Origin of the sequence: Gluconobacter sp. Dm-73, from assembly GCF_018256215.1 — a bacterium.
GTDB lineage: Bacteria > Pseudomonadota > Alphaproteobacteria > Acetobacterales > Acetobacteraceae > Gluconobacter > Gluconobacter cadivus.
Map to the genome: position 1 here is coordinate 22,967 of NZ_JAERLW010000006.1, position 16,718 is coordinate 39,684.

13 protein-coding genes are annotated in these 16,718 nt (G+C 55.4%); 12 read left to right on the plus strand and 1 reads right to left on the minus strand.

What is annotated here, in order from left to right:
• Nucleotides 1–8: 8 nt before the first annotated feature.
• From JK176_RS07500 to JK176_RS07515, 4 genes are all read left to right on the plus strand, one after another.
• A complete protein-coding gene (locus JK176_RS07500; RefSeq protein ID WP_249194349.1) occupies nt 9–1,244 on the plus strand; it encodes an amidohydrolase in 1,236 nt (411 codons plus the stop codon).
• Complete coding sequence (locus JK176_RS07505; protein ID WP_211587309.1) at nt 1,241–1,921, plus strand: phosphoribosyltransferase; 681 nt, start codon at nt 1,241–1,243, stop codon at nt 1,919–1,921. Before JK176_RS07500 ends, JK176_RS07505 begins: the two co-directional genes overlap by 4 nt.
• A gap of 621 nt (nt 1,922–2,542) precedes the next feature.
• Nucleotides 2,543–4,807: a TonB-dependent receptor gene (locus JK176_RS07510; RefSeq protein ID WP_211587310.1), complete on the plus strand. Its 2,265-nt coding sequence runs from the start codon at nt 2,543–2,545 to the stop codon at nt 4,805–4,807.
• An 82-nt stretch (nt 4,808–4,889) separates the two neighbouring features.
• Nucleotides 4,890–6,107, plus strand: coding sequence for an MFS transporter (locus JK176_RS07515; protein WP_249194329.1), 1,218 nt, complete (start codon nt 4,890–4,892; stop codon nt 6,105–6,107).
• Here JK176_RS07515 and JK176_RS07520 read toward each other — a convergent pair.
• Entirely contained in the window at nt 6,082–7,170 is a 1,089-nt protein-coding gene (locus tag JK176_RS07520; RefSeq protein ID WP_211587312.1) for a Gfo/Idh/MocA family protein, read from the minus strand. The genes JK176_RS07515 and JK176_RS07520 overlap by 26 nt on opposite strands.
• A gap of 104 nt (nt 7,171–7,274) precedes the next feature.
• On the opposite strand from JK176_RS07520, the gene JK176_RS07525 reads away from it, so the two are divergent.
• From JK176_RS07525 to JK176_RS07560, 8 genes are all read left to right on the plus strand, one after another.
• Nucleotides 7,275–8,363: an LLM class flavin-dependent oxidoreductase gene (locus tag JK176_RS07525; RefSeq protein WP_211587313.1), complete on the plus strand. Its 1,089-nt coding sequence runs from the start codon at nt 7,275–7,277 to the stop codon at nt 8,361–8,363.
• 36 nt (nt 8,364–8,399) lie between these two features.
• Nucleotides 8,400–9,422: an L-glyceraldehyde 3-phosphate reductase gene (gene mgrA, locus JK176_RS07530; protein WP_211587314.1), complete on the plus strand. Its 1,023-nt coding sequence runs from the start codon at nt 8,400–8,402 to the stop codon at nt 9,420–9,422.
• A gap of 465 nt (nt 9,423–9,887) precedes the next feature.
• Entirely contained in the window at nt 9,888–11,534 is a 1,647-nt protein-coding gene (locus JK176_RS07535; protein WP_211587315.1) for an FGGY-family carbohydrate kinase, read from the plus strand.
• Between the two features lie 74 nt (nt 11,535–11,608).
• Entirely contained in the window at nt 11,609–12,937 is a 1,329-nt protein-coding gene (locus JK176_RS07540; RefSeq protein WP_211587316.1) for a sugar ABC transporter substrate-binding protein, read from the plus strand.
• Between the two features lie 26 nt (nt 12,938–12,963).
• Nucleotides 12,964–13,872 carry a carbohydrate ABC transporter permease gene (locus JK176_RS07545; protein ID WP_077802629.1) on the plus strand — a complete coding sequence of 303 codons (909 nt, stop codon included), beginning with the start codon at nt 12,964–12,966 and terminating at the stop codon, nt 13,870–13,872.
• 1 nt (nt 13,873) lies between these two features.
• The gene (locus tag JK176_RS07550) at nt 13,874–14,701 is read left to right on the plus strand and encodes a carbohydrate ABC transporter permease (protein ID WP_211587317.1); all 828 of its coding nucleotides are present in this window, start codon (nt 13,874–13,876) and stop codon (nt 14,699–14,701) included.
• Between the two features lie 53 nt (nt 14,702–14,754).
• A complete protein-coding gene (locus JK176_RS07555) occupies nt 14,755–15,858 on the plus strand; it encodes an ABC transporter ATP-binding protein (protein ID WP_211576330.1) in 1,104 nt (367 codons plus the stop codon).
• An 18-nt stretch (nt 15,859–15,876) separates the two neighbouring features.
• Nucleotides 15,877–16,650 (plus strand): SDR family NAD(P)-dependent oxidoreductase, encoded by a 774-nt coding sequence (locus JK176_RS07560; RefSeq protein WP_211587318.1) that lies wholly within the window; start codon nt 15,877–15,879, stop codon nt 16,648–16,650.
• Nucleotides 16,651–16,718: the final 68 nt, after the last annotated feature.

Sequence of the window (16,718 nt, forward strand, 5' to 3'; positions counted from 1 at the left end):
TAACGGCCATGCGTCGCAACCTCCACAGCTTTCCCGAAACAGCCTTTCTTGAATACCGAACGGCATCACTTGTCGCTCAACGCCTGACAGAATTGGGTTATTCTGTCAGGGTTGGGCCGGAGATCATGTCCATGAACGATGTTCGTGGATTGCCTACAGAAGAAGACATTCAGGCTGCCCAAGAGGATGCCCTCGCAAATGGAGCAGACCCTTTTTGGCTAAAAAGAATGCCCGGTGGCCAGACGGCTGTTTGCGGAGAAATTCGGCGTGGTGAAGGCCCGGTTGTTGCCCTTCGCTTTGATATGGATGCCCTCCCCGTCCAAGAAAGTTCATCAGAACATCATTCCCCGGCTTTGGACAATTTCAGGTCTCGACACGAAGGGCGAATGCATGCGTGCGGACATGATGGTCATACGGCTATAGGGCTGGCTGTCGCAGACAAACTGTCGCGTCCAGAAGCAGAATGGAAGGGAACACTCCGGTTTATTTTTCAGCCTGCGGAAGAAGGAGGGCGCGGAGCCCAGCCGCTCGTTTCGAGTGGGCTTCTGGATGATGTCGACAGTTTTCTGGCCACTCATCTTGGCTGTCAGCTTCCAAGCGGGCAGATTGCCCTGACGGCTGATGGCTTTCTTTGGGCGGAAAAGTGGAATGTCACCTTCACGGGCAAAGCGGCTCATGCGGCGATGTGCCCTGAAGAAGGTCGGAACGCCCTGCTCGCTGCGGCTATCGCTGTTCCTGGTCTTTATGCGTTACCTCGCGATGGACAGTCTGACACGAGGATTAACGTGGGTCTGTTACAAGCAGGCCGTGCCCGAAACGTCATTGCAGATCAGGCCTATCTCGAACTTGAACTGCGTGCTTCAACCCGCGAAGGCCTCAGTCGCCTGACAGACGGCGCAACGCGCACCCTGCAAGGCGCGGCTCTGACTCAGGGTGTTGAAGTCAAAATCGACATTTACGGAACAGCCATCAGCGCTCAGTCCGACCCGGAGATTATGGAGCGTTTGAGAGATGCGATTCTTGGCACAGAAAGTGCCGCCGTTATTCAGAGCTGGCCGATAGGTGGCGGTGATGACGCAACCTTCATGATGCAGCGCGTCCAGGAACGCGGAGGCAAAGCTGGTTATTGCCTGTTCGGGGCAGATATTACTGCCCCTCATCATGCCAGTCTGTTTGATTTTGACGAGACTGTATTGCACAGAGCCGTATCGGTTCTTTCAAAATTTGTGGAACTGCCAGCATGAGCACACTTCCTTTCTGGCAGGTTTTCGCACCGGATGTTGCACTGAGCAGCCCCTATACCGATCGTTACAGGGTTCGTGCAGGAAATCGGAATCTTGACCTCCCTCTGCGTACTCTACCGAATGGAAAGCAGGCGGTCTCATCCCTTCTGGTCAATCAGACATCCTTTGAAGTGATGGATGTGTTGTGTGCAGAATTGGTCAATCTGGCCCACTCACTGAAGCCGGAGCTGGTCGTCGGTATGCCGACTTTGGGTCTAGGACTGGCTGCGGCTGTCGCCCGTGGGTGTGGACTGCCACGATATGTGCCACTGAGCACATCGCGAAAATTCTGGTATAAAGACACGCTTTCTGCGCCCCTTTCGTCCATTACCAGTCCAGACAATACCAAAAACCTCTACCTTGACCCCAACTTGCTTCCGTTGCTCCACGCAGCCAAGAAAATCATCATCGTTGATGACGTAGTCAGTACGGGGCAATCATTGGCTGCCGGTGTCAATATTCTTGCGGCAGCAGGCGTCTCACCCATCGGAGGCCTTTGTGTCATGACGCAAAGTGATCGTTGGAAAAACCGCTTTTCTTTTCCTGTTCTAAGCTGCTTCTCCTCCCCCCTTTTTGAGTACACGACAGAGGGCTGGATTGAACAAAAATGCCCCCCTCAAACAGAGAGCTCTGATTGATACGCTTCTGCCGTCTAAGCGCGGACGTTGGGCTGAACAGGACCTGTGAGTTGCCCTAATGACTCTGCCGCTATAGAACCCCAACGCCATGCTGGCCGACCGGAGCGATAACAAATAATCGTTTCCGCCAATATCTGCTGATTCAGGAAATCCTGCCGGTCATTCCATCATGCAAAAGCTGCGGTGGTCCATAGAAAACAGACTGGCGGCGTTACCGACCGCAGCCGCACTTTGCGATCCGTTCCGACGAGACCGCCTTGTCCTGAGAAGTTTCCTCACCCTCGCCGCCGTAAGGCTTTGGGTCAGGTCTTTTGTCAACGTAATCTGGACTGTCACTCGCACGACATGCGTGCCTATACCGGAACGTCCCGTAACAATCCTTTCAAGCTCTATAAAAATATCAATCCATAGTGGGATATTTCCAAAAGACATTAATAACCATCATACAATGTTATTTTTTATAAAACATTACGTTCGCGTGTATTTTTTTATCTCTCTCTATGATAGTTGTATAAAGATATAAAATCTTAAATCCGAGATAAAATAGTGGAATACTCACATCGTTCTTTGCCTCTCCTCACTCTACGGCAAATTCCATATGCGAAATGCATCGTTCCCCTGATGGTCATCGCGGGTCTGGGATTAACCACGGGGCAGGCAGATGCGTCAGAATTTGCATCTTCTCGGATAAAGAAAAAGCAGGAAAAACCACAAAATACAGGTCCTTCAACAACGCTTTCAGGTGGTGAAGAACAAATTACTGTCACTGTCCGTCGTCGGAGCGAGCCTCTGCAGAAAGTCCCGGTTGCCACGTCTGTTTTCACAGCAAAAGATGCTGCACGGAACAACGTTCATGATCTTCAGGGTATTTTCCAGTTCATTCCGTCAGCCAATTTCCGAACAAGCGCTTCCTCAAAAGATAGGACAGTTTTTGTGCGTGGAATAGGCACCATTTCCACCTCTCCAGGCGTAGAACCCTCTGTCTCCACCGTTCTGGACGGCGTTGTCCTGGCCCGCTCGGGTCAGGCCACTGCGGATCTTCTCGATCTTGAGCATATTGAAGTATTAAGGGGACCCCAGGGCACTTTGTTTGGTAAAAATGCTTCGGCAGGCGCGGTGAATATCGTCACTGCAGCGCCCACAGAAGCCTTTCATGCCCATGCCGATGCGTCCTATTTTTCGGGCGACGAATATCGTCTGAGTGCTGGAGCCTCGGGCACACTTATTCCCTCAAAACTGACTGCCAATGGATCTTTTCTGGTAGGCGGCTATACTGGGAATGTTCGTAATGTGTACATCAGCGAAACCGTTAATGGATATCAGCATCGAGGGGCGAGAACGAAACTGGCATGGACGCCAGACGACCAGACACGGGTTACCCTTGGACTGGATTATATGTATTCCAACGATGCCGTTCCCAATGGAGTCTTTTCATCGACCTCACATATTGCCTACCCTACAGGAACAGTGACGAACAATGCCGCTCTGGCGCAGGCTCTAAGTGCCGAAGGCATTAGTCCTTCATCGAACAATACACGCGTCAGCAACAATACCCTCAGCAAATCCATTGATCACAATGGGGGGGCTTCAATCACGCTTGATCGAAAGTTTGGCGCTTATACTCTGACTTCCATTTCCGCCTACCGGCGCTGGCAGAACACACAGGATCAAGATTACGATCAACTGTCTCAGCCGTACCCTTCCCTGCCGCAACTCGCTGATCATGGGTGGCTGGACTTCTGGCAGGCGTCACAAGAGGTGCGTATTGCCTCCCCGAAAGGCCATTTTTTCGATTACGTCGGTGGTCTGTATTATCTTCATACCTCTGATTCAGAGACATATGATCGATCTTTACAGCCTTATGGAGGAACATCCACTTCCGGACATGCAAATTTCGGAACCACCGGAAACAATTACGCGGTCTTTGCAGAAGGCAATCTGAACTTCACAAAGAATTTCAGGGCCATTCTGGGGCTTCGACTTTTGAGAGACGATCTGGATTACCGCTTCAACCGCACATCGACATCCGCCGCGGCGGTAACGGGCATCCGTCCAGACTATTCTTCCAATGGCTCAACAGCTCACAACGGATATGTAGACCGGATCGGCCTGCAATACGACATCAGCCACGATATCCATACCTATTTCACTTACTCCCATGGCTATAAGGGACCAGCTTATAACGTGTTCTTCAATATGCAGAACACCGATGCAAAATCTCTACGGCCAGAACAAAATAACAGCTTTGAAATTGGCCTGAAATCACAGTTCCTGCATCGTAGGATTACAGCGAATTTCGCAGCTTTCATTGAAGATTTTTCAAACTATCAGGCCAATTTTCTGGATACCGTTGCGGGTGCGACCGTTACGCGCCTTATCAATGCAGGAACAGTTTCCAGCAAAGGCGTAGAGGGGGACATTACCGCACGCCCCTTCCGCTATCTGACCGTTGGAGGCAATTTTGCCTATACCTATGCCACGGTCGATCATTTCAATTGCCCTGCTGGTGCGCCTCTCTCCTGCAATGTAAACGGCCAGCCGCTACCTTTTGCACCGCGCTGGAAACTTGTCCTGAATGCGGATTACACGCGGCCGCTGAACGATCGTTTTACGCTTTCATTAGACAGTGATTATACATGGCAGAGCCGCACCCAGTATTCGCTGACTGAAACGCCCGACACCATCCAGAAAGCTTATGGAATCTGGAACATGAGTACGACGATCGAGGACAGGAAGCATCGGTTGCGTCTTACGCTCATCATGCGCAATGCCATCAATACACATTACGCCTCTTATATGGGCTATGGGAGCCTGGGAGGTGTCGTAAACTGGCTTCCGCGCGATTACGGCCGTTATGGTGGCTTTACCCTGCACAAGGACTTCTGAACCAATGATCAGACGGCTCTTCAGTCCATCACAGGAATCAGAAACAGCACAACCGGACACAACAGAAAGACTGTCCGTCCTAATGCCCTCTCTGCTGTTTCTGATTGGTATCATCGCCTACGCAGACCGCCAGATTCTCGCTTTACTCAAGCCTGAACTGGACCGTATTTTCGGCTGGACTGCTGCTGACTACGCGTCAATTTCCTCATGGTCACAAGCGACCATTGCTGTCAGTCTGCTGGTCAGCGGGTGGGTTGTTGATCGTCTGGGAATAAAAAAGACGTTGGGTTTTGGTCTGACAGGATGGAGCCTTGCAACCATCCTGCATGCTGCGGTGCGGAGTGTCAGCGGCTTTTTGGCCGTCCGGGTCGCTCTGGGGCTGTTTGAGGGTGTGGGCACACCCGCCAGCATGAAGGCCATCAGAACGACATTCCCTCGTGATGCTCAGGGGCGCATGATCGGCCTGCTCAATGCAGCCCCAAATCTGGCCGCAATGAGCACACCTCTGATTGTGGCTCTTCTATTCCCCGTACTGGGATGGCGCGGCACAATTATCGCGGTTGGGGCTTCAGGACTGCTTTGCGCATTGCTCTGGTTCCGTTTCGCCCGCGTGAACGACAGCGAAACACAGACCTCGGCAACGGGTCATGCGGAGCCCAGCGCCCTTCCCGCATGGCGCTGTGTCACAGGTTTTGCATTGGGAAAATTTCTTACAGACCCGGTCTGGTGGTTCCTGCTGTTCTGGCTACCCGACCTGCTCCATCGGCGCTTTGCGCTTGAGCCGTCTTCCATGGGTTTTCCTCTGGCCGTAGCGTATGGCATGGCAGGGATTGGCTCCATTCTGGGAGGGTACGCGCCTTTTTTCCTGACTCGGGCCGGGTACAGACATGAAACAGCACGACGCGCCATTATGGCTTTCGCCGCCTTGTGCGCCCTGCCGCTCCCTCTTCTGCTCACAACGTCCAGCCTGACTCTTGGCATTGCAGTCTGCGGGCTGACTCTGGCTGCTCATCAGGCCTTTGCTACCAATCTGTTCGGGTTCATTACAGAGTGGGTTCCTACGCGAATGACTGGGCGTGCAACGGGTGTGGGCGCTTTTGCGGGAAATATCGGCGGCGCGCTCATGCTGCACCTTCTGGGGCAGTTTGCGGCTCCAGGTCAGTCAATGAAGCCCGTTTTCGCTTACTGTGCTGTCGCCTATATTCTGGGGTGGCTCGCACTGGCGCTTTTCGCGCCAGTTAGGAAACTTCTTTCCCAAACTGCCGATCCCGACCTTAACCGTCCAGTTCCGACAGTCTGACCATCCGTTTTTCGCGGGTACTGATCTCGGCTGCCGTCCCGATTTTTACGGCCAGAAGACCGTCTGCGGCCGTTACCTGAACAGGTGCGCGCCCAGCGGCAGCATCCAGAAACGCCAGTAGCTGGAAGTAAGTCGCCCCATGATGATGTCCGGCAGCAAGCACGTCATCGCGGACTTCGATCGTCTCCCGCACAACGGCCTTGGGCTCACCTACAGGAACGCGGGGGGAGAAAACCTTGATCCCGGACGGGATACCCACCTCAAGCTTTGCGCGATCCCCAATCGCCACAAGCTGCTCCTGCTCTTCCGCCCCTTCTGCGAACATGCACAGATCCAGCATGGCGCGCACGCCGTTGTCGAAATCGACAATGGTATAACTGTTATCGATGATATCAGGCGTCTGACCGTCATAACGCTCATCAAGATGATTGACGTCCGCCGCTCCCGAACAGAAAACGCTGACAGGATTGGCACGTACGATACAGGTCATAAGATCGAAAAAGTGACAACATTTTTCGACCATCGTACCGCCCGTATTGCGGTTGAAGCGGTTCCAGTCTCCAACCTTGGCCAGAAATGGAAAGCGATGCTCATGGAGAGCCAGCCGCTTCAAAACACCGATCCTGCCTTCATGCACATCAGCAATGAAGCGTGAGACAGGGGGCATAAACCGGTATTCCATCCCGACCCAGAAAATACCCTTCCGTCCGTCTGTCCGCGCGACAATGTCTGCGGCGTCCGCCACTGTTGTGCAAAGCGGCTTTTCGCAAAGAATATGAAGATCCGTATCGAGCAGCGGCAAAAGCACATCGTGATGCGTGTAATTCGGCGACGCAACAATCACCGCATCAGCCTCAGTCACCGCAAGCATGGACGAAACGTCGGCATAAGCCGGGATCTCTGCGGCATCCTCACCGAAACTGGTTCTCAGACTCTCTTTTGCCCATGCGATGGAAGAGGGTTCGGGATCGACAAGTGCAACGACGCGTGTTCCGGGCACAAGCGCCAGATTACGGATATGTTCCTGAGCCATAAGGCCGGTACCAACGAGAATGAAACGCATTGTCCGCCACGTGTTGTTGTTAATGCCGTGAAGCGCGCTATACATCAATTCATCAAAGTGGTAAATAAGTATTAAACATTATTGTTTAGTGATTAGGTCTACAGATGCCAGTTTCCTTCGCCTCAACTCCATCCTGTGAAGTCAGTTGGTTTTCCGCGCTGTGTGATGACGACTACGAATTTCTCGGTGTCCCGGACAAGGCACTTCAGTCGTCTTGGGAGCATTGCAGAAATATCGTTCTGAGCGCGGAAAAAGGAGGTTTTGACCGTATCCTTTTACCTTCAGGATACAGTCTGGGACTGGATACAATCGCTTTTGCCGGTGGGATGGCTCCCCTGCTGCGTCGCCTGAAACTGCTGACAGCCATTCGTTGCGGCGAGGTCTGGCCCCCTCAGCAAGCAAGGCAGATTGCCACGCTCGACCAGATGACCGAAGGTCGGCTCGACATCAACATCATCTCGTCAGATCTTCCGGGTGAAACGCTGGAAAGTGCCCCGCGCTACAGGCGTACCCTCGAATATATGCATATCCTGCGAGCCCTCCTGAACGGTCAGCCTGTCGAAACTCAGGGAGAGTTTTACAAGCTGTCCATCGCCCCGCCTCGCTTGCAGGGTTACGGTGGCAAGTCTCCTCTGTTTTATTTTGGCGGTCTTTCCGAAGCCGCCCGTGAAACGGCAGCGGCAGCGGCCGATGTCTATCTGATGTGGCCCGATACCCTCGAAGGCGTTCGGGATGTCGTCACTGACATGCGGGCCCGTGCTGTCCGACACGGCCGCACCCTGAAATTCGGCTATCGCGTGCATGTCATTGTTCGGGATACCGAGGCAGAGGCGCGCGCCGCCGCCGCCCGACTTGTTTCCAAATTGGACGCCTCTACCGGCGCCAGCATTCGCAACCGTTCACTTGATGCTGCGACTGCCGGAGTGCTCCGGCAAGGTGAACTCAGGGATCGCGCCGATAGCGATGGTTATGTCGAAGACATTCTGTGGACCGGCATTGGGCGGGCAAGGTCTGGCTGTGGTGCTGCCTTGGTCGGCACTCCTGACCAGATTCTGGCCAAGCTGCGCGCCTATAAGGAACTCGGGATGGAAGCCTTCATTCTGTCAGGCTACCCTCATCAGAGCGAATGCGACCTGTTCGCCCGACACGTCTTGCCACATCTGAACCATGCTTCACTCTCCCGGTTTGACTGAAGCCAGCATCACCATACGCACAAAAAGGAAAACCGCATGACTTGGACACCAAACCCCTCCCGTTATGAAACAGCGACCTTTCGTCGTTGCGGCCGCTCCGGCCTTGACCTGCCGCCCATTTCCCTTGGTTTGTGGCACAATTTCGGAGGCACTGACGTGTTCGAGACAGGTCGTGCCGTCATCAGGCGCGCCTTTGATCGTGGCGTAACGCACTTCGATCTGGCCAATAACTATGGACCGCCCTACGGCTCTGCTGAAGAGAATTTCGGCGCGATCCTCAAAAAGGATTTTGCGGCCCATCGCGACGAGATGATTATTTCTTCAAAAGCCGGATGGGATATGTGGCCCGGCCCGTATGGTAACGGCGGGTCTCGCAAATATCTTCTCGCCTCTCTCGACCAAAGCCTCCAGAGAATGGGGCTCGATTACGTCGATATTTTTTACTCGCACCGTCCAACACCGGATGTCCCGCTTGAAGAGACGATGAGCGCTCTGGTGCAGATGCACCGTCAAGGCAAAGCACTCTATGTCGGTATTTCGTCCTATGGTCCGGAGCGAACAAAACAGGCCGCTACCATCCTGAAGGCTGAAGGCGTACCTCTCCTCATCCATCAGCCGTCCTATTCGATGCTTAACCGATGGGTTGAGGTGGAACTGCTCGATACGCTCGAAAACCTTGGCGTTGGATGTATCGCTTTTTCTCCGCTGGCTCAGGGACTTCTGACCAACAAATATCTCAATGGCGTTCCGGAAAACTCGCGCGCGGCCATCGGGGACTCCTTTGTCCAGGCGATGCTCTCAGAGGACAATATCGCACATGTCCGGGCTCTGAATGACATTGCACGAAAACGCGGACAGTCCCTCGCACAGATGGCTATTGCCTGGATCCTGCGCGATCCCCGGGTCACCTCCGCCCTGATTGGCGCACGCAACGTTCAGCAGCTTAACGACTCACTGGATGCCCTGAAAAACCAGTCTTTCAGTGCGGATGAACTGAAGTTGATCGACCAGTATGCCCGCGAAGGACATATCGACCTCTGGCGCAACCTCTCCGAATAAAGAGATACTCACCATCTCAAACAGGTTCGTCGGATCATCCCGACGAACCAAATTATAGCTCATCAAGAAATACAATCAGATTTGAATTTCTATAATCTTCTGATATATTATCGTTCCATAATATATATAATTATTTTCAAGATACACACTGTCTGCATTTATAATTTCCCATAACAACCGGTTGAGCATTTAGTGCTCTCAACAAAAGCAGATTTGGTATTACCAAAACCGCAAACTGCCTCCGTTCGCAAGAACAAGCCTCTGAGGCCGAAAAATCACATCTTACAGGAGGAGAGAAAAATATCTCATACCCTTATGGACACCCATAGCGTTATATGTAACATAATTGGAGATAATTATTGCGGTCATAGTGTGACATTCAATCACAAAATAGATCGTATGAAACCTTGGGCATGACTAACCCGTCATGCACGCTTTCTGCTTCATAGGGTCTGGGTGTCGTTTATGGATCTGGTTCTTGGAATTGATGTCGGAACAGGGAGCGCCCGGGCAGGCCTCTTCACCCTCGACGGGCAAAAGAAAGCGTCTTTCGTCCAGAAGATCCAGACATGGACACCACGCGCAGGCTACGCGCAGCAATCTTCCGCTGACATCTGGTCCGCCATTTGCCAAGCGACCCGTAACGCGCTGGCAATGCTTGAGGGGCCTTATCGCATTACCGGAATTGGTTTCGACGCAACCTGCTCTCTTGTTGTCCTCGATAAGGACGGCCATGCCCTGTCGATAGATCCGGACGGAGCACCGGAGCAGAACATCATCCTCTGGGCGGATCACCGTGCCCTTGAGGAAGCGCAGGACATCAATCGTGGGGGTCATGATGTGCTTCGCTATGTCGGCGGCACGATTTCCCTTGAAATGGAAACGCCAAAGCTGCTCTGGCTGAAGCGGCACCTTCCCCATATCTACGATCAGGCCGCCCATTTCTTTGATCTGCCGGACTTTCTGACTTGGCGCGCAACAGGGTCCCTCTCCCGCTCAGCCTGTTCGACGGCCTGCAAATGGACCTATCTCGCCCACGAAAACCGCTGGGACGAAGGATATTTTCAGTCCGTCGGCTTGGGAGATCTTGCCTCTGACAATTTCAGCCGGATTGGAAATGATGTGCGTCCGTTGGGCGGCACTCTGGATTCCGGATTGAGCGCTCAAGCTGCTTCTGAAATGGGACTGACACCCGGCATCCCCGTGGGGGTCTCTGCCATTGATGCCCATGCTGGTGGCATCGGTCTGTTCGGACTCAATACGGAAGGGTCTTTGTCAGATGAGCAACTTGAGCGCTCAATCTCCCTGATCTGCGGGACTTCGAGCTGCCATATGGCGGTCTCTAAAGAAGCACGTTTCGTCTCGGGTGTCTGGGGGCCTTACTGGAACGCCATGATCCCCGGAATGTGGCTCAATGAGGCGGGTCAGTCCTCAACAGGCTCGTTGATCGACTTCGTTATTTCCAGTCATCGCCTTGGCGCTTCCCTCAAGCAGGAAGCCGAAAAAGCCGGAACAAGCGTATATGCGCTGCTGAACGCGCGGATTGAGACGCTTGAAGCCGAGGCACTGCCGGGAACGATCACGTCCGACCTGCATGTCTTTCCGGATTTTCACGGAAACCGCTCGCCCCATGCTGATCCGGCTCTGAGGGGCATAATCAGCGGTCTGACGCTCTCTGATACGCTTGATGATCTGGCAAGGCTCTATCTCGCCACAGTGCAGGGTCTCGCTTATGGCACGAAAGATATCATCGACGCCCTGAATGCCGAGGGCTACCGGATCGATACGATCCTTGCGACCGGTGGCAGCACCAAGAACCCCGTTTTCCTGCGCGAACACGCCAATGCAACCGGGTGCCGCATTCTGCTCCCCGCAGAGCCTGATTCCGTTCTTTTGGGTGCCGCCATTCTCGGCGCTGTCGCAAGCGGGGCCTATCCTGACCTGCGGCAGGCCATGGCACGAATGAGCCATGCAGGAGACGAGATCGTCCCGGACGACCGCACCGCCACATATCACGCCGCCAAACGCAGCATCGCGCACGACATGCTCACGAACCAGATCACCTGGCGTCAGCAGATGCGCGACGTTCTGGAAAAGGAGGCCGCCGCCTGAGAACAGGCCCTGCCGTTTTTCTTCAGTCCCTTGTTCGCAATCTGCCAGAACCCCTTTTCCAGAGGTCAACGTCCATGCTTCGTCTGAAATCCACCCGCACAGTCCTCTGCGCCCTTGGCGCCCTGCTCGCAGGCTCTTTCCTCTCCAGCGCACAAGCCGCTGGAACCCTCACGATTGCCACCGTGAACAACGGCGACATGATCGTCATGCGGCAGCTCTCGACAGAATTCGAAAAAGCCCATCCCGACATTCACCTGAACTGGGTCACGCTTGAAGAAAACGTCCTGCGTCAGCGCGTAACGACCGACATCGCCATGAAAACCGGCCAGTTCGATGTCGTCACCATCGGCAATTACGAAGTGCCGATCTGGGCCAAGCAGGGCTGGCTCACCGAAATCAAGCCTGACGACGCCTATGACATGAATGACATCCTGCCTTCCGTGCGTGAGAGCCTCACAGCAGACGGCAATCTCTACGCCCTGCCATTCTATGCCGAGAGCGTCATCACCTATTACCGCAAGGACCTGTTCCAGAAAGCTGGGCTGACAATGCCCGAACAGCCGACTTATGATCAGATCCGCCAGTTTGCAGACAAGATCACGGACAAGCCCAATCAGGTCTATGGCATCTGTCTGCGTGGCAAGCCCGGCTGGGGCGAAAACATGGCGTATATTTCCTCGCTCGCCAACACGTTCGGCGCGCAGTGGTTCGACATGTCCTGGAAACCGACCCTGACATCCGACGCCTGGAAAGCGACCCTGAACTGGTATGTCTCTGCCCTGAAGGCTGATGGCCCTCCGGGGGCCACGTCCAATGGCTTCAACGAAAACCTGGCTCTGTTTGCCAGCGGCCATTGCGGAATCTGGATTGATTCCACGGTCGCAGGCGGCCTGCTGTTCGATCCGAAGCAGTCGCAGGTTGCAGACAAGGTCGGCTTTGCTCCTGCCCCCAAAGGCCCCTACGGCAAAGGACCGACCTGGCTGTGGAGCTGGAGCCTCGCCGTGCCCGTCAGCTCCCATCAGAGCGCCGATGCCCAGACCTTCATCACATGGGCTACATCCAAGGATTATGTGAAGCTGGTCGCCGCCCGGAAGGGCTGGGTCTCAGCCCCTCCGGGAACACGCGCCTCGACCTATGCAGCGCCCGAATATCTTAAGGCCGCCCCTTTCGCCTCTTTCGTCCTGAACGCCATCAAGACCGCTGATCCCAATGGTCCGACCGCACAGCTCCGCCCCTACACAGGCGCCCAGTTCGTCGCGATCCCGGAATTCCAGTCCATCGGCACTCAGGTCGGCCAGACAGTTGCAGCAACCCTGTCCGACCAGATGACGGTCGATCAGGCGCTGACATCCGCTCAGGCTTCGGTCACCCGCGCGCTCCGCCAGTCCGGCCGCGCGCGATAACGCCGCCAGATCAAGGTCAAGATACCATGCAGGCCGTTCTCGAACACAGCCCGCCCGCAGGGGCGACAGCCCGGACCACGAAGAGGACAGGATTCCTGCTCCTCTCTCCTTCTGTCCTGATCCTTCTGGTCTGGTCGATCGTCCCACTCGTCATGACGCTGTGGTACTCGCTACAGAACTATAACCTCGTTGATCCCACGCTGCACGGCTTCGCGGGCATCGATAATTACTGGTACCTGCTGACCGACCCCGATTTTCTGCACGCTTTGCTGAACACGCTCGTCCTCGTTGCGGGCGTCCTGCTGATCAGCATTGGCGGTGGAACACTGCTGGCTGTTCTGTACGATCAGGAATTCTTCGGACGCGGCATCGCTCGCATCATGGTCATTTCGCCATTCTTCATCATGCCGACGGTTTCCGCGCTGTTGTGGAAAAACCTGATGCTGCACCCGATCTATGGCGTCTATTCCGCCATGATGCGGGCCGTGGGCCTCACCCCGATCGACTGGCTGGCGCGGTTTCCGCTCATGACCGTTATGATGATCGTCGCCTGGGAATGGCTGCCCTTCGCGGTTCTCATCCTGCTGACGGCCGTGCAGTCTCTGGACGGCGAGCAGCGTGAAGCCGCCCGCATGGATGGCGCGGGGCCGATCGCGCGTTTCCGCTACATCATCCTGCCGCATCTGGGCCGCGCCATCAGCGTCGTGGTCATGATCGAGACGATCTACCTGCTGACGATCTTTGCCGAAATCTCCGTCACTACGGCGGGCGGACCCGGCGTGGCCTCTACCAATCTCGCCTACCTGATCTATTCCCGCGCCCTGCTTCAGTTCGACGTGGGCGGTGCTTCAGCGGGTGGCGTGGTCGCAATCGTCATCGCCAATATCGTCGCAATTTTTCTGGTGCGCGCCGTAGCCCGCAATCTGGAGGCCTGACATGGCGCTCAAGACAAAAACCAGCACCCACATTGGCGTAACCATTCTTGGATGGGGAATAGCGCTCTGGCTGTTCTTCCCGATTTTCTGGATGATCCTCACAAGCTTTAAAAGCGAAGTGCAGGCCATCTCTACGCCGCCGAAGCTGTTCTTCATGCCTACACTAAGCAGCTATGCCGAGGTGTTCGAACGCGCCAACTACTGGCACTTCGCGCTGAATACCGTGATCGTCTCGGTCGGAGCGACAGCCATCGCCATCGCACTGGCTGTTCCCGCCGCGTATTCAATGGCGTTCATGCCTTCAAAGCGCACCCGCGGGACTCTGCTCTGGATGCTCTCGACCCGGATGCTACCCCCCGTGGGCGTTCTGGTGCCGATCTACATTCTGGCCCGCAACACGCATCTGCTCGACACCTGCACGGGCCTTGCGATCGTGGACATGCTCACGAACCTGCCGATCATCGTGTGGATGCTCTACACGTTCTTCCGCGAAGTCCCGGCCCCCATCTTGGAAGCCGGCCGGATGGACGGCGCCACACGCTGGCAGGAAATGACGATGGTGCTCCTGCCGCTTGCCCTGCCCGGCATCGCGTCTACAGCCCTGCTATCGCTTATCCTGTGCTGGAACGAGGCATTCTGGTCCCTAAACCTGACGTCCTCGCACGCGGCCCCGCTGACTGCCTTCATCGCGTCGTTCTCGTCTCCCGAAGGACTGTTCTTCGGAAAACTGTCCGCAGCCTCCACTCTTGCCGTCGCCCCGATCCTCGTTTTCGGCTGGATCAGCCAGAAACAGCTCGTCCGCGGCCTGACCTTCGGAGCCGTCAAGTGACTTTGATCCCGGCTCACTCCCTTCACTCTTCTTGCACGAACGGGGCCTGACCCATGGCGACTGTCGAACTCAAAAACCTCCGCAAGACGTATCTTACGGAAGAAATCATCAAGGGCATTTCCCTGTCGATCGAAGAACGCGAATTCGTGGTCTTCGTCGGCCCGTCAGGGTGCGGAAAATCCACGCTCCTGCGCATGATTGCAGGACTGGAAGACATCACATCCGGTGATCTGCTGATTGACGGCCAGCGCGTCAACGACGTGGAACCCGGCAAGCGCGGTCTGGCGATGGTTTTTCAGTCCTATGCGCTCTACCCGCATATGAACGTCTATAAAAACATGGAGTTCGGTCTGAAGCTGTCCGGCATGCCGGAAGCGGAGCGCCGCGCAAAAATCGAGCATGTCGCCCGTACGCTTCAGCTTGAACCCTATCTGAACCACAAGCCGGGGCAGCTTTCCGGCGGTCAGCGCCAGCGCGTCGCCATCGGACGCGCCATTGTCCGCAATCCGAAAGTCTTCCTCTTCGACGAACCGCTTTCCAATCTCGACGCAGCCCTGCGCGGTCAGATGCGCGTCGAACTTTCTGCCCTGCACCGCAAGCTCGGCGCCACCACGATCTATGTGACGCATGATCAGGTCGAAGCCATGACCATGGCGGACAAGATCGTCGTCCTGCAGAAAGGCGTGGTCGAACAGATCGGCTCCCCGCTCGAACTGTACCATCACCCGCGTAACCTGTTCGTGGCCCGCTTCATCGGCTCGCCACCCATGAACTTCTTCTCGGCCATTTTCCAGGGTGGCGACGCGGCGGGATCGAGCGTGCAACTCCGGGATGGATCGAGCCTCTACGTTCCCGTCACGTCTCCGGGCCTCCTGCCCGGAACAAAGGTGACGGTCGGTATCCGCCCCGAACATGTCGAACTGGCGTCTTCAGGCCCCAATAGCGGCGTCGTGGAGGTCATTGAACGTCTCGGCGCCATCACCCTCGTTCATGTCCGTATGCCAGATGGCGAAATCATTGTCGTCCAGACGGATGGCGCCGTTCTCACGGATGTGGACACCCGCGTCAGCCTGACGCTGCCGCCACGGAACTGTCATCTTTTTGCTCCCGACGGTGTGGCTTTCGAAGCCTGTCACCGCCACCCCCTCGCAGCCTGATTTTCTGGATCACTTACAATGTACATGGAAAAACTCCGCCTCGATAACCGCGTCGCCATCGTCACTGGTGGTGCACAGAACATCGGTCTGGCCTGCGTCACGGCCCTTGCCGAAGCTGGCGCCCGCGTCGTCATCGCAGATCTCGACGAAACCCTCGCAGCGCAGGCCGTCCGGGATCTTCGCGATCAGGGCTATGATGTCAGCAGCGTTCCAATGGACGTCACAAAAACGGAAAGCGTGCAGAACGCCGTCAGCAGTGTACATAAAAAAGAAGGCCGTCTTGACATTCTGGTCGCCTGCGCGGGGATCTGCATTTCCGAGGTCAAGGCCGAGGACATGACGGATGGGCAGTGGCTCAAACAGGTGGATATCAACCTCAACGGCATGTTCCGCTCCTGTCAGGCTGCTGGCCGCATCATGCTTGAACAGAAAAAAGGTGTGATCGTCGCCATCGGCTCCATGTCCGGCCTGATCGTCAACCGCCCGCAGCAGCAGGCTGCTTACAACGCGTCCAAGGCGGGTGTGCATCAATATATCCGCTCGCTGGCAGCAGAATGGGCGCCTCACGGCATCCGCGCCAATGCGGTCGCCCCGACCTATATCGAAACCACTCTCACGCGCTTTGGTATGGAAAAGCCAGAACTTTACGACGCCTGGATTGCCGGAACGCCGATGGGGCGCGTGGGCCAGCCCGACGAGGTCGCCTCGGTTGTACAATTCCTCGCCTCGGACGCCGCAAGCCTCATGACGGGCGCAATCGTGAACGTGGATGCAGGATTTACTGTCTGGTAAATCCCTTGTCCGGGCAGCAGAAAACTGTCCGGATTTCTTCCCTGCGCGAGGGCCGTAACACTTTGTTT

Coding starts and splice junctions, on each gene's coding strand:
- JK176_RS07535 (WP_211587315.1), top strand. CDS start 9,888: ATGGATCTGGTTCTTGGAATTGATGTCGGAACAGGGAGCGCCCGGGCA.
- JK176_RS07500 (WP_249194349.1), top strand. CDS start 9: ATGCGTCGCAACCTCCACAGCTTTCCCGAAACAGCCTTTCTTGAATAC.
- JK176_RS07520 (WP_211587312.1), bottom strand. CDS start 7,170: ATGCGTTTCATTCTCGTTGGTACCGGCCTTATGGCTCAGGAACATATC.
- JK176_RS07560 (WP_211587318.1), top strand. CDS start 15,877: ATGTACATGGAAAAACTCCGCCTCGATAACCGCGTCGCCATCGTCACT.
- JK176_RS07505 (WP_211587309.1), top strand. CDS start 1,241: ATGAGCACACTTCCTTTCTGGCAGGTTTTCGCACCGGATGTTGCACTG.
- JK176_RS07525 (WP_211587313.1), top strand. CDS start 7,275: ATGCCAGTTTCCTTCGCCTCAACTCCATCCTGTGAAGTCAGTTGGTTT.
- JK176_RS07515 (WP_249194329.1), top strand. CDS start 4,890: ATGCCCTCTCTGCTGTTTCTGATTGGTATCATCGCCTACGCAGACCGC.
- JK176_RS07545 (WP_077802629.1), top strand. CDS start 12,964: ATGCAGGCCGTTCTCGAACACAGCCCGCCCGCAGGGGCGACAGCCCGG.
- JK176_RS07510 (WP_211587310.1), top strand. CDS start 2,543: ATGGTCATCGCGGGTCTGGGATTAACCACGGGGCAGGCAGATGCGTCA.
- JK176_RS07555 (WP_211576330.1), top strand. CDS start 14,755: ATGGCGACTGTCGAACTCAAAAACCTCCGCAAGACGTATCTTACGGAA.
- JK176_RS07550 (WP_211587317.1), top strand. CDS start 13,874: ATGGCGCTCAAGACAAAAACCAGCACCCACATTGGCGTAACCATTCTT.
- mgrA (WP_211587314.1), top strand. CDS start 8,400: ATGACTTGGACACCAAACCCCTCCCGTTATGAAACAGCGACCTTTCGT.
- JK176_RS07540 (WP_211587316.1), top strand. CDS start 11,609: ATGCTTCGTCTGAAATCCACCCGCACAGTCCTCTGCGCCCTTGGCGCC.